This is a genomic window from Halomonas sp. R57-5, assembly GCF_900070345.1.
Lineage (GTDB): Bacteria > Pseudomonadota > Gammaproteobacteria > Pseudomonadales > Halomonadaceae > Vreelandella > Vreelandella ventosae_B.
On the sequence record NZ_LN813019.1, the window covers coordinates 3,032,105 to 3,054,942 of the forward strand.

The 22,838-nt window shown below is 55.3% G+C and carries 19 protein-coding genes; 8 read left to right on the forward strand and 11 right to left on the reverse strand.

The features are described from left to right. Nucleotides 1–3 precede the first annotated feature (3 nt). Both HALO_RS13995 and HALO_RS14000 read right to left on the reverse strand, forming a co-directional pair. Entirely contained in the window at nucleotides 4–1,275 is a 1,272-nt protein-coding gene (locus tag HALO_RS13995; RefSeq protein WP_050713552.1) for a nucleotidyltransferase domain-containing protein, read from the reverse strand. 23 nt (nucleotides 1,276–1,298) lie between these two features. Beyond that, nucleotides 1,299–2,888, reverse strand: coding sequence for an SAVED domain-containing protein (locus tag HALO_RS14000; RefSeq protein ID WP_035578681.1), 1,590 nt, complete (start codon nucleotides 2,886–2,888; stop codon nucleotides 1,299–1,301). 367 nt (nucleotides 2,889–3,255) lie between these two features. Between HALO_RS14000 and HALO_RS14005 the strand changes: the two genes are divergently transcribed. Then, nucleotides 3,256–4,176: a ketopantoate reductase family protein gene (locus tag HALO_RS14005; RefSeq protein WP_035583258.1), complete on the forward strand. Its 921-nt coding sequence runs from the start codon at nucleotides 3,256–3,258 to the stop codon at nucleotides 4,174–4,176. A 111-nt stretch (nucleotides 4,177–4,287) separates the two neighbouring features. On the opposite strand, the gene HALO_RS14010 is transcribed toward HALO_RS14005, so the two are convergent. The 9 genes from HALO_RS14010 to HALO_RS14050 form a co-directional block, all read right to left on the reverse strand. After that, nucleotides 4,288–4,914, reverse strand: a complete 627-nt coding sequence (locus HALO_RS14010) for a glutathione S-transferase family protein (RefSeq protein ID WP_035578677.1) — start codon at nucleotides 4,912–4,914, stop codon at nucleotides 4,288–4,290. Between the two features lie 240 nt (nucleotides 4,915–5,154). Continuing rightward, entirely contained in the window at nucleotides 5,155–6,048 is an 894-nt protein-coding gene (gene mmsB / locus HALO_RS14015) for a 3-hydroxyisobutyrate dehydrogenase (protein WP_009286467.1), read from the reverse strand. Nucleotides 6,049–6,085: 37 nt separating this feature from the next. Then, the gene (locus HALO_RS14020) at nucleotides 6,086–7,201 is read right to left on the reverse strand and encodes an enoyl-CoA hydratase/isomerase family protein (RefSeq protein WP_050713553.1); all 1,116 of its coding nucleotides are present in this window, start codon (nucleotides 7,199–7,201) and stop codon (nucleotides 6,086–6,088) included. Between the two features lie 53 nt (nucleotides 7,202–7,254). After that, nucleotides 7,255–8,409: an acyl-CoA dehydrogenase family protein gene (locus HALO_RS14025; RefSeq protein ID WP_035578672.1), complete on the reverse strand. Its 1,155-nt coding sequence runs from the start codon at nucleotides 8,407–8,409 to the stop codon at nucleotides 7,255–7,257. Nucleotides 8,410–8,605: 196 nt separating this feature from the next. Further along, a complete protein-coding gene (locus HALO_RS14030) occupies nucleotides 8,606–9,598 on the reverse strand; it encodes a branched-chain amino acid ABC transporter permease (RefSeq protein ID WP_035578664.1) in 993 nt (330 codons plus the stop codon). A 2-nt stretch (nucleotides 9,599–9,600) separates the two neighbouring features. Continuing rightward, nucleotides 9,601–10,488 carry a branched-chain amino acid ABC transporter permease gene (locus HALO_RS14035; RefSeq protein ID WP_035578663.1) on the reverse strand — a complete coding sequence of 296 codons (888 nt, stop codon included), beginning with the start codon at nucleotides 10,486–10,488 and terminating at the stop codon, nucleotides 9,601–9,603. A gap of 101 nt (nucleotides 10,489–10,589) precedes the next feature. Continuing rightward, entirely contained in the window at nucleotides 10,590–11,813 is a 1,224-nt protein-coding gene (locus HALO_RS14040) for an ABC transporter substrate-binding protein (protein ID WP_050713554.1), read from the reverse strand. Nucleotides 11,814–11,977: 164 nt separating this feature from the next. Then, a complete protein-coding gene (locus HALO_RS14045; protein WP_035578660.1) occupies nucleotides 11,978–12,721 on the reverse strand; it encodes an ABC transporter ATP-binding protein in 744 nt (247 codons plus the stop codon). After that, nucleotides 12,718–13,524 (reverse strand): ABC transporter ATP-binding protein, encoded by an 807-nt coding sequence (locus tag HALO_RS14050; protein ID WP_022523811.1) that lies wholly within the window; start codon nucleotides 13,522–13,524, stop codon nucleotides 12,718–12,720. The genes HALO_RS14045 and HALO_RS14050 overlap by 4 nt, the downstream gene beginning before the upstream one ends. A gap of 326 nt (nucleotides 13,525–13,850) precedes the next feature. Between HALO_RS14050 and HALO_RS14055 the strand changes: the two genes are divergently transcribed. The 7 genes from HALO_RS14055 to HALO_RS14085 all read left to right on the forward strand — a co-directional run bounded on the left by HALO_RS14055 (nucleotide 13,851) and on the right by HALO_RS14085 (nucleotide 22,836). Continuing rightward, the gene (locus HALO_RS14055; RefSeq protein ID WP_022523812.1) at nucleotides 13,851–14,318 is read left to right on the forward strand and encodes a MerR family transcriptional regulator; all 468 of its coding nucleotides are present in this window, start codon (nucleotides 13,851–13,853) and stop codon (nucleotides 14,316–14,318) included. Nucleotides 14,319–14,412: 94 nt separating this feature from the next. Beyond that, nucleotides 14,413–15,582 carry an isovaleryl-CoA dehydrogenase gene (locus tag HALO_RS14060; RefSeq protein WP_027959155.1) on the forward strand — a complete coding sequence of 390 codons (1,170 nt, stop codon included), beginning with the start codon at nucleotides 14,413–14,415 and terminating at the stop codon, nucleotides 15,580–15,582. Between the two features lie 10 nt (nucleotides 15,583–15,592). Further along, entirely contained in the window at nucleotides 15,593–17,200 is a 1,608-nt protein-coding gene (locus HALO_RS14065) for a carboxyl transferase domain-containing protein (protein WP_035578659.1), read from the forward strand. A 12-nt stretch (nucleotides 17,201–17,212) separates the two neighbouring features. Then, nucleotides 17,213–18,037 carry an enoyl-CoA hydratase/isomerase family protein gene (locus HALO_RS14070; RefSeq protein WP_035578656.1) on the forward strand — a complete coding sequence of 275 codons (825 nt, stop codon included), beginning with the start codon at nucleotides 17,213–17,215 and terminating at the stop codon, nucleotides 18,035–18,037. After that, complete coding sequence (locus HALO_RS14075; protein WP_050713555.1) at nucleotides 18,034–20,115, forward strand: acetyl/propionyl/methylcrotonyl-CoA carboxylase subunit alpha; 2,082 nt, start codon at nucleotides 18,034–18,036, stop codon at nucleotides 20,113–20,115. The genes HALO_RS14070 and HALO_RS14075 overlap by 4 nt, the downstream gene beginning before the upstream one ends. A 10-nt stretch (nucleotides 20,116–20,125) precedes the next feature. Then, a complete protein-coding gene (locus HALO_RS14080) occupies nucleotides 20,126–21,046 on the forward strand; it encodes a hydroxymethylglutaryl-CoA lyase (protein WP_035578654.1) in 921 nt (306 codons plus the stop codon). Between the two features lie 86 nt (nucleotides 21,047–21,132). Then, nucleotides 21,133–22,836 carry an AMP-binding protein gene (locus HALO_RS14085; protein WP_035578652.1) on the forward strand — a complete coding sequence of 568 codons (1,704 nt, stop codon included), beginning with the start codon at nucleotides 21,133–21,135 and terminating at the stop codon, nucleotides 22,834–22,836. The last annotated feature ends 2 nt before the right edge of the window (nucleotides 22,837–22,838 follow it).

A 22,838-nucleotide genomic window follows, 5' to 3' on the forward strand; every position in this document is an offset into this window, starting at 1 on the left:
TTTTTAAGCCAAACCGCGACTTGCTGGAGTGGCTCTAGGAGCTGGAGGCTGAATTGTAGTCAAGCCGTTGCCCCCACCTGTTGGGGCAGCAATCCCAAAAACATCGCGCACACGTATGGAAATAGCCTGAGGGTCTTTCAGAGCAAGAATGGATTGGAGATCAGCAGATAGTGCGTTTGTCCAAGTCATGAATGATTTATAACGCTCGCCGTTATCATCATTCCATTTCTCAGCGAAGTTCTCTCCCTCGACTGTTGGGTTATCAACCCGGTATTTACCATCGAGTTCCAGCACGAGGTGCGGCATAAGGGTAGCGAGTTCATCCAGCAACTCTATTGGGTGTTCAAATGATCGACCTAAGTCCGCCAGACCCTCATAGCAACTGGTGAGTAATGTCACGATAATGACTGAGATTGGCTTGGTAGCCGCATCAATTATCCCACGCCTAGCGCACATATCTCGGTGGCGKTTAAACAACCGGATAGCAACCCGAAGTGTGTCTGTGATGTCTACGGTCTGATCCGGCACCGGAGAAATGCTTGCTGCAGCCCTATCATATGCATGCGCTTCCATCACATTTGACCAAAGGAGGCGGCGCTCCGACGTGTCGTTAACCCACTTGCTCATACCCTCAGAATTAGAGGTTTTCCAGCTTTCGGTGGGCATATCAACGACCGCAAGCGCGGTTTCTCCATATCGCGCTACGCTATAGCGCGGCGCCATAGAATGTAGGGTTTGCTCCGATATAGTATTCAACGGTATAGAAGGGGTAAATTCGAGATAAAATTTCCGTCCGGTGAAAGGTATCTTCCAGCAGCGCCGTTTGGGTTGAGCCTCTAGCTCTTTCAAAGCCTGACCTATTGACTCAAAAAATGACACGGGATTATCCGCCTCAATGTGAGAGATGTCGATTTTGCATACAGCATCAATGTCGAATTTTTCACTTCCATAGGGGGAGCGAATCAAAGTCTTAGTGCTCACCGAGCCTTGTGGCTTGATCGAAATAGATTCGGGGGGCCAAGAGAGGTTAGTGGCTAAATAATCTGCAACTTCATTGTATGCGTCAGTTGCAGCCGCGATTTCTTCCTTATCCACAGCGATATGCGAATTCGCTTCACTAAGCGCCTTAGCCCAAAGACCATATTCTTCCAGCCTATTTATAGCACCAGCTATGTAGCCCTCTCTGAGAGCCGCAAACGATTCAAGCGACTGCGTTAAACGAGTAGGACATTTTTGTTCAGCATGCTTTACCAATTCTGCGCTTTTAGTGATCATGGTATCAAACTCATTTGGGCTGCTTATCGCAGATTAACTATGTAGGTCTGCTGACCGTCAGTGGCCGAAACGTGATGGCCAGTAATCGACAAAGCAGGTATGAATTCGTAGTCACGMCCTGCTCGGTCATAGATGATGTATTCGGGATGGTGCCCCGCCTGCAGCATCTGCCCGAAACGGAACACTGTGCTGGCGGGACTTACGGCGATAAGGTGTACCTTCTGAACCCTCATCACATCCTGAACATGCATGATTGCTTTACGGGCAACCTCTGCGAACTGGTCAAGATCATCAGGGTGCCCGATACAATTGATTCCTGTATTCGAACTTGTAACGCGAATCCAGGGCAGATGACCATTATCTATACGAGTTTTAAGGTCGGCAGGTAGGGCCCCTTCATCCACGTGAGCCGTTAGCTCAAGAGTAATAAGAACCTCTATGGCGTGGTCCAGCGAAAGTGAATCAACGTTAAAGGTGTCTCTGGAATGAGGAGCAACCTGAGGGTTCCAAGCCCATGTCTTCCGATGCCTGTCGTACTGAAATATCTGAATGGCCTGTGCCTCCCCCATTATGCGTCCTGCTAAAACAAGCGTCGGGATGTGGTGTAAGGGAAAAACGGCCAAGTTTTCAGTAACAGACCCACTGCACGATTCAAATCCAGTAACTAATTGGCGAATATGGTGTTCATGTTCTCTTAAATACTGATGCCAAAATCCTGGCAAATGACGATCATCTCTCTGCGATTTCCGTCGAACATAGTGGACCACCCCTGGCAGCATCGCTCGTCTCGTTGCAATGATGGCTTCAATGAGCTCGGAGTCGTGGAAGTAGGTTGGTACGTTTGCTAGATTGGCATGCAAAGTGACTGCTTTCGTAGGGGGGAATGCCAAAGAATCCAAGTAGTTTCGAACCATATCCCGATGAGACTTGCGCATCTCGTAAAGGATTTCTTCGGTGTAGTGCTCAGGCGCGAACGAGTCGATCAAGCGATGGTGTTCATCGCACATCAACATGATGTTGTCTGGGTTATTTGCGAGCCGATGAGAGTCCTCTTGGTTCCCCCGAGGCCCTTCGGGGTCAGATGCAACGATATGGGCTAAATATCCAACCTGGGCGGCTTTTGTCCAGAGATGGATCTCTGACAAATCCTTGCTACAGCCTTGGAACATGCATCTCCCACCTGCGTCAGCCCACACTTTCTGTGCTGTTTGCTTGGAAATCTCTGGCCCTCTACCTCTGGCTTTGCCGAGCAGCCCATCTCGTGTGGCAATGAGCAAATCTACACAGGGCTTGCTTTTCACTTGGTCATATATCCAAGTGCTGTCGGCAACCCGCGCGTTACTCAGCGCTTCACTCGAAACCTCAAGGCTGAATAGCAGCTTCTTGCCGACTAGCTTCTTTAGACGAGCCTTGGCCTCTGATCCTGGATCAGCTGGATGGAGAACGGGGGCGGACTCTTCAAGATCAACCACCTTGCTCAGGTACCCAGCGTGGACATATGCCACACGATGCTCTTGGGCCAAACAGGCATCCAGCCAGACAGCTAGGCTCTGATCATCAAAATTGCCTGGAGCGACGGTGTTGTTCAAAAGTGAGTCAGAGGCTTGGGGCATTTCTCGCTATTCCTTGGTCGAACTATGAATTGAGCCGCTGTTTGCTAAGGATGACAATGACGATTTTAATGGAAAGCTCCATTATTTTGCTGCTAGGTATTGCCTTTCGAAGGACGTGCAAGGTAGCGCGAATGTCTGCAAAGGGTCGAAAACAGCCATCTAATAATTCTTCATGACAACATCGGGCATCATACGCCGTCACACATTGACCACTTCACCACCAAATTCACTTAGCTTCAAACTTATCAGACATTATTTACCACCGTCACTAGCCATTAGTCCCCTTTGCTCGGCTTTTTTACCTTCGCGACCCTAAACCAAACGCGGTAAGCTTGGCGGCAACGCCGCTGTAGAGTACATGCTTGATATGACTACCCACTGGATACTCGGCCCGGGTGCCATTGGCCGCCTGCTGGCCCATTCGCTTTCACCCATAGCGGCCACCACGCTACTCGGTCGCCGTGCGCTGACTGCGCGCCAGATGCTGACCACGCCGGAAGGCGAACAGCTCGTGCTGCCGTTAAACTCGTTGACGATAGATCAACTGGCATTAAAGACGCTGGTACCGCCCGCCTTTGTGCATATCACTACCAAAGCCATGGTGGCTGAGTCGGCGTTGGCTGGCATTACTGACTGCATTTCCCCTGCTACACCGCTAGTGCTGTGGCAAAACGGTTTTTTGGCGCAACCGCGTATTACCCAGGCGTGGCCGGGGCCGGTGCTGTGCGCGACAACAACCGAAGGTGCTTATCTAACCGGTGATGATGGCGTGGTGCATGCGGGGCGTGGGCATACCTTTGTGGGTGATTTGCATAACCACCACGGTGCGCTGGCGGAAGAATTAGCGCAAACATTAACCCAGGCAGGGCTTGCCGCCACAAAGGTGTGTGATATTCGCCAGCGCTTATGGCAGAAGCTGGCGGTGAACGCGGCGATTAATCCGTTGGTGGCATTAAATGGTGTGCGTAATGGTGAATTGCGCGGTGAAGCTTATGCGGGCCGTGTGTTGGCTGTGGTAAAGGAAGTCGCGGCGATTATGATAGCCGAGGGCATTGCGCCGCCTAATGATGGCAACGGTGAAGATGCATGGTTGGCGTTGGTGTGGCAGGTGGTGGAAAACACGGCAAACAATAAGGCTTCGATGTTGCAGGATGTAGAGGCTAAACGCCCCACCGAGCGCGGGGCGATCTTGGGGCCGTTGATTGAGAGTGCCCAGCGCTATGGGTTGGCGTGTGAGGTATTGCAGGGGTTGGATGATGAGTTGGCGGAGGTTGAGGCGAGCTTTTAGGCATTACCCTGGGGCAGCTTCGCTGCCCTCCCGCGGGTGCCTCGTTTCTCGCTGCGCTCGCTACTCGTTACCACGCGCTACAAGTACGCTTACCTCATTTACATTCAAGCATCACGTTACAGGAATCACCACCACTTTTTGGTAGGCGGGGCGTTCAGCGATTTGTTGGTACCAGCGTTCTAGATTGGGGCGTGGCTGCCAGGTTAAGCCGATATGCCATAAGTTGTAGATAAAGGGTGCAACGGCAATATCACCCAGGCCAAACTCATTGCCCGAGAAGAACGTTTGCTTGGCCAGCACGTTATCCATCAACTCAAACAGCTCTTCACACGCCTGCATACCCGCTTCAATGGCAGCGTTATCGCGTTTTTCGGGTGGGGTTCTGACATAGCCCATTAGGATCGTGCGGTGCCTGGGTGACAGGGTGCTGTTCGACCAATCCATCCACTTTTCTGCCTGCGCCCGTTCGGCGGGGGCTTCGATCCATAGCTTGCTTTGCCCGTACTGCGCGGCAAGGTAGCGAATAATCGTATTGGATTCCCACAGCACGCTGTTGGTGGCGTCATCTTTGAGTAGCGGCACTAGGCCGGTGGGGTTCATGGCCAGGTATTCCGGCGTATTGTTAACGCCGTGCTCCAAGCCAGCCTGGATCTGCTCGAACGGTAGTTCCAGCTCTTCTAGCACCCAGCGCACTTTCTTGACGTTGGTGGAGTTGTTGCGGCCCCAAAGCGTGATCATGGTAGTCCTTGTATATGAGCAGTTTCTTTAAGTTTGCCCGCCCTTGAGATCGGAGACAAGCTGTGGCTTTGGTGGGATAGCTGGGGCGGCTTCGCCGCCCTTTCGCGCGGGGCCGTCCATACGGGTGCCTCGTGTTGCTCGTTCCTCGCAAAACTCGTTACCACGCGCTACAAAACCCCGCTCCTCACCACTTACGATTCATACCTCACGATTCACACCTCACACCTCACACCTCACGCCTCACTCTTTATCCTGATAAAACTGCATCAGGCTTGAGAAGTCGAGTTTACCGTTGCCTTTGGCTTTATGCAGGGTGAACAGTGAGCGGGCGGCGGAGCCCATGGGGACTGCGGAGGCGCTTTGCTGGCTGACATCCATGGCAAGGCCTAAGTCTTTGATCATCAGGTCGACCTGGAAGCCACCCTGATAGTTTTTGGAGGCCGGTGCGTTTTCCATGACGCCTGGGTAGGGATTGTAAACATTGAGCGCCCAGTTACCGCCGGAGCTCTGCTTCATGATTTCCGAAAGCACCGCGGGATCCAGGCCGTTTTTGACGCCCATATTGATCGCTTCGCAGGTGCCCGCCATCAGGATAGAGAGCAGCATGTTGTTGCAGGCTTTGGCCACCTGCCCTGCGCCGTGATCTCCGGCGTGGAAGATATTTTTGCCCATGGCTTCCAGCACCGGCTTGGCCAGCCTGAACTCGACCTCGCTGCCGCCCACAATAAAGGTCAAGGTGCCCGCTTGAGCGCCGCCCACGCCACCGGAAACCGGCGCATCGATAAAGCCGATACCCAGCTTCTCGCCCTCCTCAGCAACGCCTCGGGCAGTGGCACCGTCAATGGTAGAGCAGTCGATGACCAGCGCTCCACGTTTGATCACTTCAAACAGCGGCGCATCGTCTTCAATATATAGCCCGCGTACATGCTTTCCGGCGGGCAGCATTGAAATAATAAAATCGGCGTCGGTGGCAGCTTCCTGGGCCGAGAAAGCCACTTCACAACCATTCGCCTTGGCGGTCTCTTGCGCCTCTTGAGAAAGATCAAAGGCGCGCACGTCAAAGCCCGCTTTTACTAGATTGGCAGCCATGGGGCCGCCCATATTGCCCAGGCCGATAAATGCGATGGTGTTCATTTTATTATCCTTATTAGCCGGTAATGGGAAGATTATATTAGCGTAGATCCGCCAGCGGATTTTGCGACCATGCGGAAGATAGTAGCTCGTTGATAAAGCTCTCCTCTACCGAGGCCACATCGGGATACGTCCAGTTCGGTTGCCCGTCTTTATCGACCAGCAGTGCGCGCACACCCTCGGGGAACTCGCGGTGGCGGCAGCACTGCACCGAGAGCGACATTTCGGATTGGAAAACCTCTGCCAGCGACATATGTTTAGCCCGCTTTAGCTGCTCATCAATCAATTTCACTGACACCGGGCTACCGTGGGCCAGCGTTTTCTGTGCCTTGCCAAACCACTGATTGTCGCTTTTTACCGCCGTAATGGCGGCGACAATTTGCTCCMCGCTGTCGTGATCCATCAACTCGCGAATCAGCGGCGAGTGCTGGTAAACGGGCGCTTCCAACTCGGCAAATACAGGCTGGGATGTTTGCTCAAGCTCACGCATGATGCGGTTAACCACACCGTTGGCATCGGTATTCTCCCCGGCTCCCCATTGTGCGTCGGTCAGCTGCTGCAGCATGGCATCACGGTGGTGGCTGGCGATACAGCGGTCTGCCAAGCCTAGATGTACAGCATCTGGCGCATTGATCTGGCAGCCGGTCATGGCTAGAAAGCGCCCTGCGCCGTTGGGAAGCCGGTTTAAAAACCAGCTGGCGCCTACATCCGGGTAGAGGCCGATGGTGACTTCTGGCATGGCCAAACGCGAGGTCTCGGTCACGACACGGTGGCTGCTGGCGCTTAACAGCCCCATGCCGCCGCCCATCACAATACCATTGCCCCAGCAGATCACTGGTTTGGGGTATGTATGGAGTAGAAAATCGAGTCGATACTCGGTCTCGAAAAAGCGCTCCGGAAAGCTGGGGTCGCCCTCGCCGGTAATCGTTTTATATAGATTCACCACGTCGCCACCGGCACAAAAGGCTTTTTCGCCTGCGCTATCCAGCACAACCGCCACCACCCGCTCGTCGGTGGCCCAGGCGCGCAGGCGGGGCAGCATCTCTTCACACATTTCAAGCGTTAAAGCGTTCAGCGAGCGCTCGGCATTGAGCTTAACCTCAGCAATTACGTGGCCGTCTTGGGTGGCGTGTTCGGTAAACAGTACGCTGCTCATTGGCATTCCTTATCCGTCGCTATCGTATCCACCGTAATCTTATTCATCGTCATTTACAGCTCGGTGGCACCGTCTGCCAGCACCCGGCGGGAGATGATCAGTCGCATGATTTCGTTGGTGCCTTCAAGAATCCGGTGTACCCGGGTATCGCGCACGTAGCGCTCCATCGGGTACTCCTTGATATAGCCGTTGCCGCCGTAAAGTTGAAGCGCTTCGTCGCACACCTTGAAGCCCACATCGGTAGCAAAGCGTTTAGCCATGGCACAGTAGGTCGGTGCATCGGCGTGGCCTGCGTCCAGCTTGGTAGCGGCCATGCGCACCAACTGCCGTGCAGCGACCAGCTCAGTGACCATATCGGCTAGGCGGAACTGCAGCGCCTGAAACTCGGCTAAGCGCTTACCGAACTGTTTGCGCTCCAGCATATACTCCCGCGCTTTGTTGATCGCCTGCTGGGCGGTGCCGATAGAGCAGGTAGCAATATTGATACGCCCGCCGTCGAGGCCCTTCATGGCGATTTTAAAACCGTCGCCTTCATTGCCGAGCAGATGATTGGCGGGTACCCGCACCTCTTCAAAGGTAATCATGCGGGTGGGCTGGCTGTTCCAGCCCATTTTCTCTTCCTTGCGCCCATAGCTAATGCCGTCACTCTTGGCATCAACCGCAAACGCCGAAACGCCGCTGGCGCCCTCACCGCCGGTGCGCGCCATCACCACGAGAAAATCGGTGCTTCCGGCGCCGGAAATAAACATCTTGCTGCCGGTCAATACGTAATGGTCGCCGTCGCGCTTGGCAGTGGTTTTCAGCGAGGCGGCGTCGGAGCCTGAGTTAGGCTCGGTTAAACAGTAAGAACCCAGCAGCTCGCCCGTGGCCAGTTTTGCGCCCCACTGCTCGACCGCTTCCGGAGTACCGAAATCCGCCAGCATCCAGGTGACCATATTGTGAATGGTTAGGTAGGCCGTGGTAGAGGTGCAGCCCATGGAGAGCTGTTCGAAAATGATGCTGGCGTCCAACCGCGAGAGGCCTAGCCCACCCACGCTTTCAGGTGCATAAAGAGAGCAGAAGCCCAGCTCGCCTGCTTTACGAATCACATCGACGGGAAAGAAGGAGGTTTGATCCCACTCGGCAGCGTGGGGCTCGAATTCGTTTTGGGCAAAGGCCCGCGCCATATCGGCAAAGGCCACCTGGTCTTCGTTGAGTTCAAAATTCATGGCGTATCTCCGCAGATGCGCGTGCGCACTGCTGTTGTCGTTATAATTGACGTTAACGTTAACTTATCCATTTACTCGGCTACAAGCAACCTGCCAACGCTTGCTACCTTAGGCGTAGGCCTTATAAAAGAATCAAAAAAAGGGCGCCAAACGGCSCCCAAAATCGGACAGAGAGAGTGCTATTTAATAAAAACGGTTACTTAAAGTTTTTGCGATACATCTTGTCCAGCTCACCGATTATTCCGCTACGGAAACTGAGTACACAGACCACAAAGATGATACCGAGAATAACGCTAACCCAATTCCCCAGCGGCGACTGCGCCAGGATATGCTGAAGGCTGACCACGATTCCCGCACCCATTAACGGCCCCAGCAAGGTGCCCACACCGCCCAGCAGGGTCATCAAAATCACCTCACCGGACATATGCCAGTGCGCATCGGTCAGCGAAGCCAGCTGGAAAACCACGGTTTTGGTCGAACCCGCCAAGCCCGCTAAACCTGCAGAGATCACGAACGCCACTAGCTTATAGGCATCGGCGTTGTAGCCCAGCGATACCGCGCGGGGCTCGTTTTCACGAATCGCTTTTAGTACCTGGCCAAACGGCGAGTGCACCGTGCGCTGAATCAGCGCGAAGCCGAAGATGAAAATCGCGAACACAAAGTAGTACATCGCCAGGTTGCTGCTTAGGCTGATAAACCCAAATAGTTCGCCACGGGGCACGCCGTGCAAGCCATCCTCACCGCCGGTAAACGGTGCCTGTACAAACATGAAGTACACAAGCTGGGCGATCGCTAAAGTCACCATGGCAAAATAGATGCCCTGACGCCTGATGGAGAGCACCCCAAACACCACCCCAAGCAGCGTGGCCAAAACAGTACCGGCGATAATACCCAGCTCCGGGGTTAATCCAGGGTAGCTCGCCAACAGGTAGCCGGTTACGTAACCACCAGTGGCCAAGAAAGCCGCATGGCCGAAAGACAACAGACCCGCATAGCCAAGCAACAGGTTGAACGCACAGGCAAACAGCGCAAAACAGAGCACTTTCATCAAGAACACGGGATAGGCCAAAAACGGCGCTACCAGCCCCACCACGATTAGCGCCAGATAGAACATATTGCGGCGAAACTTGGCCCGTTTCTGACGTTCCAGCACCGCGGATGGCGCCGCCATTGATTGAGATTCTGCCATGTTCATGCCTCCTTACCGAACAGCCCAACGGGGCGCAACATGAGCACGAGGATCATGACAAGAAAGATCACCGTATTAGAGGCTTCGGGGTAGTACACCTTGGTCAGCCCTTCGATGATGCCCATGGAAAGCCCGGTAATAATGGCACCTAGAATCGACCCCATTCCCCCGATGACCACCACCGCAAACACCACGATTAACAAACTCGACCCCATGGTCGGCGATACCGGATAGAGCGGCGCTGCTAACACGCCGGCAAACGCAGCAAGACCAACCCCAAACCCATAGGTGAGCGTGATCAGCAGCGGCACATTAACGCCAAAAGCCTGCATCAGCTGCGAGTTTTCAGTACCCGCGCGAAGGTAAGCACCCAACCGCGTACGCTCGATCATAAACCAGGTAAACAGGCACATCGCCAGCGCTGCCACCAGTACCCAAGCACGGTATGTCGGTAGGAACATAAAGCCCAGGTTCAAACCGCCCTGAAGGATCTCCGGTGTAGCGTAACGCGCCCCGGAAACACCGAAGAAGTTGACCAGCGTGCCCTCAAAAATGAGCGCTAAACCAAAGGTGAGCAGCAGCCCATAGAGGTGATCCAGATGGGCAATACGGCGCAGCAAAAAGCGCTCCAGCAGTACCCCAAAAGCACCAACCACTAGCGGCACTAACAGCAGCGCCAGCCAGTAATTAATGCCCAAATAGCGAAAGCCTAACAGCGCGGCGAAGGCTCCCAGCATGTATTGCGCCCCATGGGCAAAGTTGACGATCTTCAACAGGCCGAAGATGACCGCCAGGCCCAGGCTAAGCAGTGCGTAAAAGGCGCCATTCACCAGGCCCAGCGTTAGCTGGCCCATGAAGACGGCCATTGGCACGCCGAATATCATCGTCATAACGCGACTCCCCTCGCCCTCAAACAGTTGGCGGCAACTTGCCGCCAACCGGTTCTACACATCACTTGCTATGGCTATCTGGTTCAAGCTCAGCCGGGAAATTAGTTTTGCACCAATTTGCACTGGCTTTCAGATAGCGGGCGGTAGGCTTCTTCGGCGGGAATGGTGCTGAGGATTTCGTAAAGATCCCACTCACCGGTGGACTCATCCGGTGTTTTCACCTGGGCCAGGTACATGTCGTGGATCATGCGGCCATCTTCACGAATGCTGCCGTTACGGGCAAAGAAGTCCTCGATAGGCATCTCGGCCATTTGTGCACGTACGGTTTCAGGGTCGTCGGTGCCAGCGGCTTCAACGGCTTTCAGGTAGTGCATGGTGCTGGAGTAGATACCCGCTTGTACCATGGTCGGCATGCGGCCTACTTCATCGAAATAGCGCTGTGCCCATTCGCGGGACTGCTCATCCATATCCCAGTACCAGCCGGTAGTTAGCAGCAGGTTCTGAGTGGCTTCCAGGCCAAGGGCGTGAACGTCATTCAAGAAAATCAACAGGCCTGCTAGCTGCTGCCCAGATTGAGTCAAGCCAAACTGGCTGGCCGTCGTGATCGCGTTAACGGTATCGGCACCGGCGTTGGCMAAGCCAATAATTTTCGCGCCGGAGCCCTGAGCCTGAAGAATGTACGAAGAGAAGTCGTTAGTCGGGAAGGGATGACGAACGCCGCCCACAATTTCACCGCCGCTCTCTTCCACTACTTTGGTGACGTCAGCTTCAAGCGCATGACCGAAGGCGTAGTCTGCGGTCAGCATAAACCAGCTGTCGCCGCCCTGCTCTACGACAGCTTTGGCGGTACCGTTAGCGAGCGGATAGGTGTCGTACACCCAGTGGATGTGATTAGGGGTACAGTGTTCGTTGGTAATGCTAGAAGCCGCCGAGCCGGACACGATACCCAGGCCATTGTTCTCTTCCAGCACTTTGGTCACTGCAATGGACACAGAAGACGCTACTAAGCCGCCCACCATATCGACGTTATCCTGATCGATCCAACCACGCACGGTATTCGCGCCGACGTCAGCGCTGTTGCGATCATCTGCACTGGAAATAACGATGGGCGCGCCATCTACACTGCCGCCAAAATCGGCCACCGCCATCTCCATGGCGGTTAAGCCGCCGGGGCCTGCGAGGTCGCGATAAGTGCCGGACATATCGGCCAGGTAACCAATGCGGACTTCACCATCACTCATATCAGCCTGGGCGGTAGACACGGCGAGGCTTGAAGCGGCCGCAACGGCGATGCTGACGGCCAGCGTTTTTTTCATAAAGGTCATATTCGTCTCCTGGCCCGGAGGCCTTTGTTGTTGTGTTGTTTTTGAGCTGTTGTGTAGTCTTTGAGCTGTCGTGAAAGTGCGTACTGCAAATTACTGATTAATATTGTTGTTTTGTGAGCAGCGAAACTGTTGGCGGAATGAACATTTAAGTGTCTAGCCGTGTGTTATACCCCTAGCATTGAGTTGAGATGTTCCCGACGCGATGGCAGCTGCGCGGCGCTGATTTCTTCGACAATCTGACCGTGATCCATCACGAAGTGGCGATCCGCAAGCGGCGCCGCAAAGCGAAAGTTCTGCTCCACAAGCACAATGGTCATACCGCGCTCTTTCAACTGAACCAGCACTTCGGCAAGCTTCTGCACTATCACCGGGGCCAACCCCTCGGTAATTTCATCGAGCAGCAGCATGCGCGCTCCGGTGCGCAAGATACGCGCCATGGCTAACATCTGCTGTTCACCCCCGGAAAGCCGCGTCCCCTGGCTTCTACGCCGCTCATAAAGGTTCGGGAACATGGCGTAGATTTCGTCCAGGCTCATACCGCCGGAACGCACAGTGGGTGGAAGCAATAGGTTCTCGTGCACATCCAAGCTTGCAAAAATGCCGCGCTCTTCCGGGCAGTAACCCACTCCGAGACGCGGGATATGGTGCGGCTTCATATGCAGCGTTTCATTACCGTTAATCACAATAGAGCCCGTTCTGCGCCCCACCATGTTCATGATCGATTTCAACGTGGTACTTCGCCCGGCGCCGTTACGCCCCAGCAGCGTTACCAGCTCGCCACGCTTCACATCAAAATTGACGCCGTGCAGGATGTGCGACTCGCCATAAAAGGCGTGTAGATCCTGCACGCGCAACATTTCCAGGCTTTGCGTGTTTTCAACCGGCACTTCGGCCTCAGCGATATTCATACGGCAGCTCCCTCTTTTTCAGAACCATCCTCTTCCGCGGCATCGCTGCCCATATAGGCTTCGCGTACCAATGGATTCCGAGAGACAGCGTCGTAATCGCCCTCAGCCAAAACAGCGCCTCGCGCCAACACGGTGATGCGGTCACATAGGCGGCTAACCACGCTCAGGTTGTGCTCCACCATTAATACGGTGCGCCCCTGGGAGACACGCTTAATCAGCGCCACGATGCGGTCGACGTCTTCTGCGCCCATGCCTTGGGTAGGTTCATCAAGCAGCATCATGGTGGGGTCAAGCGCAAGGGTAGTGGCCAGTTCAAGTGCTCGTTTACGACCGTAGGGCATCTCTACCGTTAGCGTATCGGCATATTCCCGCAACCCCACTTCTTCCAGTAGCTCAAGCGCGCGCTCATTAAGGTGATCCAGGGATTTCTCAGATTTCCAGAAATGAAACGAGGTACCCAGTTTACGCTGCAGGGCCACTCGAACATTCTCCAACGCGGTCATGTGGGCGAATACCGCAGAAATCTGAAACGAACGCACCAACCCTAACTGAGCTATTTCGTTGGATTTTTTACTGGTGATTGAGTTGCCGCGATACAAAATATCGCCGCGGGTAGGCGGCAGAAATTTGGTCAATAAGTTAAATACGGTGGTTTTACCAGCACCATTGGGGCCAATCAGTGCGTGAATATGCCCTTCCTGTACCTGGAGGTTGACATCGTCCACGGCGGTGAAGCCGCGAAACTCTTTGGTCAGCCCTCGGGTTTCGAGGACAGGTCCCTGAAGGACATCGTTTGCACTCATAGAGTGGCAAGCCTCTTATTGTTGTTGTGCTAATTCTTTACAGGCATGGCAAAAGCGGCTGCTACTGCCTTACCTGAACGTAAGGTGTATGTGCAAACTAGCAACTGTCGCTATAGCAATACAATTACAACTTTGGTCTATCGACGACATTCTCCTGAATTAACAACTGTCTTCAAAACATAAATATCAACGACTTACCTGATTTCAACGCTTTTCAACTGCTAGCAACAATTGCTTTACGTTAACGTAAACTTGTTTTAGCCTCAGTGGCAGTGTTCCATAGGCGTCATATATTGGGAACAACGACTTTGTGAGAGAACGTCACCATGAGCAAAACTTACTCGATCAGTGAACTAGCCAACGAGTTTGATTTAACCACCCGTAGCATCCGCTTCTATGAAGATCAGGAGCTGCTCCACCCTACGCGCCGCGGGCAAACCAGGGTTTACAGCAGCAAAGACCGTGTACGTCTGAAGCTCACCATTCGCGGTAAGCGGCTGGGGTTTTCATTGGCAGAGATACGCGAACTGTTCGAACTTTGGGACGAAACCCGCAGCGGCAGCAAAAAACAGCTGCATCTAATGCTTAGCAAAATAGGCGAGCGCCGTGCGGCGCTGGATCAACAAATGAAAGACATCACCATGGTTCAGCTAGAGCTTGAAAGCGCTGAGATCCGCTGCCGCCAAGCGCTCGAAGAACTACTCGAAAAAGAGCCTCAAGAAACACAAAACGAAGAAGAGCACGCGAGTTCGGCCGATAAAGCCTCAGCCCCCTCTTCCGCCACTATGCACTGACGCGTCCGCCAGCTCGATTAGCCGACACAGCTACGCCAGCCCAGATGGCTAATTACAGATAGCAAACACAAATAATCAGCACAGGTGATTGACCATGTTTTCACACTACTCAGAACTCAATTTTGGCCTCGAAGACGAACTGAACATGTTACGCGAGCAGGTCAACGCCTTTGCTGCCAGCGAGATTGCCCCCCGTGCGGCCGAAATCGACCGCAACAACGAGTTCCCTAACGACCTGTGGAAGAAGTTTGGCGATATGGGGCTATTGGGGATTACCGTCTCTGAAGAGGATGGCGGCAGCGGCATGGGCTATCTGGCCCACTGCATCGCCATGGAAGAGATCTCCCGGGCCAGCGCATCGGTAGCGCTCTCTTACGGCGCCCACTCCAACTTGTGTGTTAACCAGATCAAGATCAACGCCTCCCCCGAGCAGAAAGCCAAGTACCTCCCCAAACTGATCAGCGGCGACCACGTGGGCGCTTTAGCCATGTCGGAACCCGGCGCAGGCTCGGATGTGGTCTCGATGCAGCTGCGTGCCAAGCAGAATGGCGATCACTACATCCTTAACGGTAATAAAATGTGGATCACCAACGGTCCGGATGCGGACGTACTGGTGGTGTACGCCAAAACAGATCCAGACGCCGGTTCCAAAGGCATCACTGCGTTTATTATCGAAAAAGGCATGCCCGGTTTCTCCACCGCCCAGAAGCTCGACAAGCTAGGCATGCGCGGTTCCAACACTTGTGAGCTGGTATTCCAGGATTGCGCCGTTCCCGCTGAAAACATTCTCGGTGGGGAAGGCAAAGGCGTACGCGTACTCATGAGCGGCTTGGATTACGAGCGCACAGTGCTTGCAGCTGGCCCGATCGGCATTATGCAGGCCGCCATGGATGTGGTGATGCCCTATATCCACGAGCGCAAGCAGTTCAACCAGTCAATCGGTGAGTTCCAGCTGGTGCAGGGCAAAGTGGCGGATATGTACACCACCCTGAACGCCTGCCGCGCCTATTTATACGCCGTAGCCGGTGCCTGTGACCGTGGCCAAACGTCCCGCAAAGACGCTGCCGGGGTGATTCTCTACTGCGCCGAAAAAGCCACTCAGGTAGCGCTGGACTCCATTCAACTGCTCGGCGGCAACGGCTATATCAACGAATACCCCACCGGGCGCCTACTGCGCGACGCCAAGCTGTATGAGATCGGCGCAGGCACCAGCGAGATTCGGCGGATGCTAATTGGTCGCGAACTCTTCACCGAAAGTAAGTAAGGGTCCTGTCATGAGCTCCATTTCCACTCAGATCAACCCGCGCAGCGATGTGTTTCAAGCCAACGAAGCCTCAATGCTCGGTGAAGTGAACAAACTGCGTGAACTGACCGCTGCCGTCGCCCAGGGTGGCGGTGCCAAAGCCCGCGAGCGTCACGAAAGCCGCGGCAAGCTGTTTGTACGCGACCGCATCGATCACTTGATTGATGAAGGTTCGCCATTTCTAGAGTTTTCCGCCCTTGCGGCGCACAACATATACGATAGCGAGATCCCTGCCGCTGGTGTGGTCACTGGTATTGGCCGTGTTTCCGGCGTGGAGTGCGTGATCGTCGCTAACGATGCCACGGTGAAAGGCGGCACCTACTTTCCGCTCACGGTGAAAAAGCATATTCGCGCCCAGGAGATTGCCCGCAAGCATCGCCTGCCGTGTATCTATTTAGTCGATTCCGGCGGTGCCTTTCTGCCCCGCCAGGATGAAGTCTTCCCCGACCGTGATCACTTCGGGCGCATTTTCTATAATCAGGCGACCATGTCCGCCGAGGGCATCCCGCAAATCGCCGTGGTGATGGGGTCGTGTACCGCAGGTGGCGCTTATGTGCCTGCAATGGCGGATGAGTCGATCATCGTCAAAGAACAGGGAACGATTTTCCTGGGTGGCCCGCCCTTGGTAAAAGCCGCCACCGGTGAAAGCATTAGCGCTGAAGATCTGGGCGGTGCAGATGTTCACGCCAAGGTCAGCGGTGTCGCCGACCACTACGCGGAAAACGACGCCCATGCGCTACAGTTGGCTCGCGCCTGTGTGTCGCGGCTGAACTGGCAAAAGCGTGGCAAGCTCGCCATGCAGGCACCCAAGCCACCCAAGCTTGACCCTGCTGAGCTGTACGGCATTGTCGGTACCGACCTGAAAAAGCCCTACGACGTGCGGGAAGTGATTGGCCGCATCGTCGATGACTCCGACTTTGACGAGTTCAAGCGCTACTACGGTGAAACCCTGGTCACCGGCTTTGCCCATATTCACGGCTACCCAGTGGGTATTGTGGCCAATAACGGCGTGCTGTTTTCCGAAAGTGCGGTGAAAGGCGCGCACTTTATCGAGCTTTGCGCCCAGCGCAAGATCCCGCTGATCTTCCTGCAGAACATTACCGGCTTTATGGTCGGCTCCAAATACGAGCACGAAGGCATCGCCAAGCACGGCGCCAAACTTGTGACTGCCGTAGCCTGCGCCAAGGTGCCCAAATACACCGTTCTGATTGGCGGCAGCTTCGGCGCCGGTAACTACGGTATGTGTGGCCGCGCTTACGACCCCAACCTGCTGTTTATGTGGCCCAACGCGCGCATTTCAGTGATGGGCGGCGAGCAGGCGGCGGGCGTGCTGGCCCAGGTTAAGCGCGAGCAACATGAGCGCGAAGGCCGCGAGTGGAGTAAAGCGGACGAAGAAGCCTTTAAGCAGCCCACCCGCGACCAGTACGAGCATCAGGGCCACCCCTACTACGCCAGCGCCCGCTTATGGGACGACGGCGTGATTGATCCGCTGCAAACCCGCGATGTGTTAGGGCTTTCTTTAGCTGCCGCGATGAACGCAGAAATCGAAGAGACACGCTTCGGCGTGTTCCGGATGTAAGGGGGTCTTACCATGGCTTACTCAACACTGAATATAGAAGAGGGTGTGGCGCGCCTGACCTTAAACCGCCCCGAAGTGCATAACGCTTTTGATGACAGCCTGATTGCTGAGCTAAACGCGCACCTTGACCAGTTGCATTCGTTGGCCGAATCAGGCGACGTGCGCGCGGTAGTGCTGGGTTCAGAAGGCAAAAGCTTCTCCGCGGGTGCCGATCTGAACTGGATGAAGCGCATGGTCGATTACGACCTGGAAGATAACCTCGCCGATTCCCGCAAGCTCGCCGCGCTAATGCATGGCCTGGATACGCTGCCCTGCCCTACCCTCTGCCGTGTGCAAGGCGCAGCCTTTGGCGGCGCGGTGGGCTTGGCTGCTTGCTGCGATGTGGTGATCGCCTCGGGCAAAGCCAAATTCTGCCTTTCGGAAGTCAAAATTGGCCTATCGCCCGCAGTCATCAGCCCTTACGTGCAGCGGGCTCTGGGCGAGCGACAGATGCGCCGCTATGCGTTAACCGCAGAAGTCATGGACGCCGAAATAGCGCTCGCGCTGGGTTTAGTCCATCTGGTGGTGGAGCACGATAAGCTAGACGACGAAGTGGACGCCCTGCTGGCAACCCTGTTAGCCGGCTCGCCCCAAGCCCAGCGCGCCACCAAAGCGCTGATGGCCTCGGTCGCTCAAGCGCCTGACAGTGACGCCACCCGCGAACATACCTGTCAGGTGATCGCCAAACTGCGGGTAAGCCAAGAGGGCCAAGAGGGCTTATCCAGTTTCTTTGAAAAGCGCCGCCCCGCCTGGGCCGATTCTAATAACACACCCCACGCTTCGGAGCGTCGCTCATGAGTCATTCACCCCCAATTGATAAAAACGAAAGAGCCGAAAAAGCCGCTCGCACGACGCCTTTTGACACGCTTCTGGTCGCCAACCGCGGTGAAATCGCCTGCCGCGTGATGCGCACTGCCCGCCGTATGGGCCTGAAAACCGTCGCGGTTTACTCTGACGCCGATGCCAGCGCACGCCACGTGCGTGAGGCCGACGAGGCCGTTCGTCTGGGGCCTGCCGCCGCGCGGGAAAGCTATCTCAATATTGATGCGGTGATCGAAGCTGCCAAGCGCACCGGCACCGGCGCTATTCACCCCGGCTACGGCTTTCTTTCCGAAAACGGTACCTTCGTCAAAGCCCTTGAAGAAGCGGGCATTACCTTCGTCGGCCCGCCCGCCTCAGCAATTGCTGCCATGGGCGATAAATCCGCTGCTAAAGCGCGTATGGCCAATGCGGGCGTGCCGCTGGTGCCGGGCTATCACGGCGACGATCAGGACGACGCCCTGCTGCGCAGCGAAGCCGACAAAATCGGCTACCCGGTGATGCTCAAAGCCAGCGCCGGCGGCGGTGGTAAAGGGATGCGCGTGGTTGAGTCTGGTAATAGTTTTCAGGCCGCATTGGATGGCTGCCGCCGTGAATCCAAAGCTGCTTTTAGTGATGACCGGATGCTGATCGAGAAGTATCTGGTGCAGCCCCGCCATGTGGAAGTGCAGGTATTTTGCGACCGCCATGGCAACGGCGTTTACCTGTTCGAGCGGGACTGCAGCGTTCAGCGCCGTCATCAAAAGGTGATCGAAGAAGCCCCCGCCCCCGGCATGACCGCGGAGCTACGTAGCGCCATGGGCGATGCTGCCGTACGCGCCGCCCAGGAGATCGGCTACGTAGGCGCAGGCACCGTCGAGTTTCTTTTAGACATTGATGGTTCGTTCTACTTTATGGAGATGAACACTCGCCTCCAGGTCGAACACCCCGTCACTGAGATGATCACCGGCCAGGATTTGGTCGAGTGGCAGCTGCGCGTCGCCATGGGCGAGCCGCTGCCTTGCACCCAGAACGAACTAACGATTACCGGCCATAGCTTTGAAGCGCGTATCTACGCCGAAGACCCGGACCAGGATTTCCTGCCCGCTACCGGCCTGCTCACTCGCTTTGCACTGGATTTAGAAGGCGCTGGTCTAAGCGGCGACCAGGTACGTTTGGATAGCGGTGTAGAGAGCGGCGATGCGGTGTCGATGCACTACGACCCCATGCTCGCCAAGCTAATCGTTCACGGCGCCGATCGTGATGCCGCGCTGGCTACCCTTAATCGTGCGCTGGCAGCTTTAGATGTCCAAGGAGTCGTGACTAACCGCGCCTTCCTAATGCGCCTGGCAACGCATCCGGGCTTTAAGAACGTGGAGCTGGATACCCGCTTTATCGAGCGCAACGAAGCGACGCTGTTTGCAGCCCGTACTTACAGCATGGAGGCCTACGCGAGTGCCGCGCTGATTGGCCTGAATCAACTTACCCAGGAGTGCGAAAGCGACTCGCCCTGGGATCGCCACGACGGCTTCCGCCTCAACGCCCCGCACACCATTCGCATTGCCCTGTGTGACCCGGCAAGTGCACAAGCGCCGGATAGCGATGAAGCGGTAGTGATCGTCGAAGGTAAACGCAGCCCTGGCGAGTCGCTGTGGAATCTCACTATTGGTGATGAAACCCTTACCGCGAGTTTGCAGCCGCTCACCGGCGATGCGGTAGCAGTTACCTTGAATGGCCACCGCCGTCGCCTGCAGGCCCGCCGCGACGGTCATGTGGTGGTCATGGCCGACCCCAGCGGTGAAACCCGCCTGTTCTGGCGGCGCATCGATGCCATTGATCACGGTCACCACGAGGCAGAATCCACGCTAACCGCACCCATGAACGGCACGGTCGTTGCATTGCTGGTAGAGCCCGGCGTTAATGTTGAAAAAGGCATGCCGCTAATGGTGATGGAAGCCATGAAAATGGAGCACACCATGACCGCTCCGACGGACGGCAGCGTGGAAACCTTCCACTTCCAAGCCGGTGACACCGTGAGCCAAGGCGCCGTGCTGCTCGACTTTGCGGCCAACGAATAAGGAGCTCTCCATGACACTGCGCCAATCTACCTTACCTCAGCAAGTTCGCCTGTTTGAAATGGCCCCCCGGGACGGCCTACAAAACGAGCCAGGGGGGATTGTACCCACGGCGACCAAAATTGCCCTGATCGAGCGGCTTGCCAAGGCGGGTATGACGCATATTGAAGCCGCCAGCTTTGTGTCACCCAAATGGGTGCCGCAAATGGGTGACGCCATCGAAGTGATGGCTGGTATTAAGCGCCAACCCGGCGTGGTTTACTCAGCGCTCACGCCTAACCTGAAAGGGCTTGAAAACGCCTTATCCGTTGGCGTTGAAGAGGTCGCAGTATTTGGTGCTGCATCTGAAGCTTTCTCGCAAAAGAACATCAACTGCTCAATTGCCGAATCGCTGGCACGCTTTGAACCGGTGCTCAAGCGCGCAGGCGATGCGGGCGTACGTGTACGCGGCTACGTCTCCTGCGTATTGGGCTGCCCTTATGAGGGCGAAATCGCGCCTGGCAAAGTAGCCGAAGTCACCAAGGCACTTTATGAGATGGGCTGCTACGAAGTGTCGCTAGGGGACACCATTGGCGTCGGTACACCGCTGGCTGCCAAGCGCATGATTGAAGCCGTTCAGCAGCAGGTGCCCATTGAGTTCCTGGCGGCCCACTTTCACGATACCTACGGCATGGCGCTGGCCAATCTGTACGCGGTAATGGAAGAAGGCGTCAGCGTTATTGACGCTGCCACGGCAGGCCTCGGCGGCTGCCCCTACGCCAAGGGCGCCTCCGGCAATGTGGCCACCGAAGACGTGCTCTACATGCTTGAAGGGCTGGGGATTGAAACGGGTATCGACCTGCAGGCAGTGATCGATACCGGCTTTTGGATCACCGGCGAGCTAGGCCGCAAGCCCAGTTCCAAAGTCGCCCTGGCAAAAGGCCCTAGCCGTTGAAATGAGAAGTGAATAATAAAAATTAAAAGCAGCTAACTATCCTCTGCCTTCCCGTTCGGACAAAAAAAATCTCGGAGAGATACACCATGGCATCATCTACCCTTACCCAACCCAGCTACTCCAGCAGCATGGCAGACAAGCCGCTTCTAGGTATGACGATTGGCGATAAATTTGATCAAATCGCGACACAGCATGCTGATAACGACGCCCTGATTGTGCTGCACCAGAATATTCACTGGAGCTATCGCCAGCTTCACGAAGAGGTTAACCGCTGTGCCCGCGCGCTGCTCTCCATTGGCGTTAATAAGGGTGACCGCGTTGCCATGTGGGCGCCTAACTGCAGCGAGTGGACGTTAACCCAGTTTGCCACCGCCAAAATTGGCGCCATCCTGGTCAACATTAATCCCTCTTACCGTACCCATGAGCTGGAATACGCACTGAACCAGTCTGGCGCGCGCTTTCTGGTCACTGCCAACAGCTTTAAAAGCTCTGACTACAGCGCCATGCTGTATGAGCTGGCACCCGAATTAAAAGCCAGTAACGATGGCGAGCTGAAGTCACAAAAGCTGCCCGACCTTGAGTGCATTATTAATTTAAGCAGCGAAAAGCTCAGCGGCATGTGGCGCTGGTCTGACCTGATGAAAGAAGCCAACAAAGTTAGCCAAACTGACGTTGACGACCTGCAGGCGACGCTGCAGTTTGATGATGCGATCAATATCCAGTACACCTCGGGCACCACGGGCTTTCCTAAAGGCGCAACGCTTTCCCACCACAATATTCTCAATAACGGTTTTTTTGTGGCGGAAAGCATGGGCTTTACCAGCGAAGACCGTTTGGTGATTCCGGTACCGCTCTATCACTGCTTTGGCATGGTAATGGGCAACTTAGGCTGTGTTACCCACGGCGCCACTATGATCTATCCGGATGAGGGCTTCGATCCCGGCAAAGTACTTAAAGCGGTTCACGAGCAGAAAGCCACCGCGCTCTACGGCGTGCCCACCATGTTTATCGCCGAGCTTGAACACGAGGGTTTTGCTAGCACTGACTTCTCCACACTGCGCACCGGGATTATGGCGGGCTCGATCTGCCCTGCGGAAATCATGAAGCAGGTGATCAACAAGATGAATATGAAGGGCGTGCAGATCGCCTACGGCATGACGGAAACCAGCCCGGTCTCCACTCAAACGGGTGCCAACGACAGTATTGAGAAACGCGTTTCCACCGTGGGCCGCACCCAGCCTCACTTAGAGAACAAAATTGTCGACCCTGGCAACGGAGGCATTCTGCCTCGGGGCGAAATCGGCGAGCTGTGTACCCGCGGCTATAGCGTAATGCTGAAGTACTGGAACAACGATAAAGCCACCGCAGAGGCCATCGACGAAGCGGGCTGGATGCATACCGGCGACCTCGCCACCATGGATGAAGAGGGTTACATCCAGATCGTAGGCCGCATCAAAGATATGGTCATTCGCGGCGGCGAAAACGTTTATCCCAAAGAGATTGAGGAATTCCTCTACGCTCACCCGGCCATCTCAGAAGTACAGGTCACCGGCGTGCCGGATAAGAAGTATGGCGAAGAGCTGATTGCCTGGGTAAAACTCAACAACACCGCGGATGAGGTGACCGGCGAAGCGCTGCGCGAGTACTGCAAAGGCAAGATCACCCACTTCAAAATTCCGCGCTACTTTAAGTTCGTTGACGAGTTCCCGATGACCGTCACCGGCAAGATTCAGAAATTTAAAATGCGTGAAATTTCCATTCAAGAGCTGGGCTTGGATCAAGAATCGTAAGC

Excerpts from the sequence above, each read along its gene's own strand:
- mmsB (WP_009286467.1), bottom strand. The coding sequence starts at position 6,048 with ATGAACACCATCGCATTTATCGGCCTGGGCAATATGGGCGGCCCCATG.
- HALO_RS14065 (WP_035578659.1), top strand. The coding sequence starts at position 15,593 with ATGAGCTCCATTTCCACTCAGATCAACCCGCGCAGCGATGTGTTTCAA.
- HALO_RS14035 (WP_035578663.1), bottom strand. The coding sequence starts at position 10,488 with ATGACGATGATATTCGGCGTGCCAATGGCCGTCTTCATGGGCCAGCTA.
- HALO_RS14060 (WP_027959155.1), top strand. The coding sequence starts at position 14,413 with ATGTTTTCACACTACTCAGAACTCAATTTTGGCCTCGAAGACGAACTG.
- HALO_RS14080 (WP_035578654.1), top strand. The coding sequence starts at position 20,126 with ATGACACTGCGCCAATCTACCTTACCTCAGCAAGTTCGCCTGTTTGAA.
- HALO_RS14070 (WP_035578656.1), top strand. The coding sequence starts at position 17,213 with ATGGCTTACTCAACACTGAATATAGAAGAGGGTGTGGCGCGCCTGACC.
- HALO_RS14045 (WP_035578660.1), bottom strand. The coding sequence starts at position 12,721 with ATGAATATCGCTGAGGCCGAAGTGCCGGTTGAAAACACGCAAAGCCTG.
- HALO_RS14050 (WP_022523811.1), bottom strand. The coding sequence starts at position 13,524 with ATGAGTGCAAACGATGTCCTTCAGGGACCTGTCCTCGAAACCCGAGGG.
- HALO_RS14030 (WP_035578664.1), bottom strand. The coding sequence starts at position 9,598 with ATGGCAGAATCTCAATCAATGGCGGCGCCATCCGCGGTGCTGGAACGT.
- HALO_RS14005 (WP_035583258.1), top strand. The coding sequence starts at position 3,256 with ATGACTACCCACTGGATACTCGGCCCGGGTGCCATTGGCCGCCTGCTG.
- HALO_RS14025 (WP_035578672.1), bottom strand. The coding sequence starts at position 8,409 with ATGAATTTTGAACTCAACGAAGACCAGGTGGCCTTTGCCGATATGGCG.
- HALO_RS14055 (WP_022523812.1), top strand. The coding sequence starts at position 13,851 with ATGAGCAAAACTTACTCGATCAGTGAACTAGCCAACGAGTTTGATTTA.
- HALO_RS14085 (WP_035578652.1), top strand. The coding sequence starts at position 21,133 with ATGGCATCATCTACCCTTACCCAACCCAGCTACTCCAGCAGCATGGCA.
- HALO_RS14075 (WP_050713555.1), top strand. The coding sequence starts at position 18,034 with ATGAGTCATTCACCCCCAATTGATAAAAACGAAAGAGCCGAAAAAGCC.
- HALO_RS14010 (WP_035578677.1), bottom strand. The coding sequence starts at position 4,914 with ATGATCACGCTTTGGGGCCGCAACAACTCCACCAACGTCAAGAAAGTG.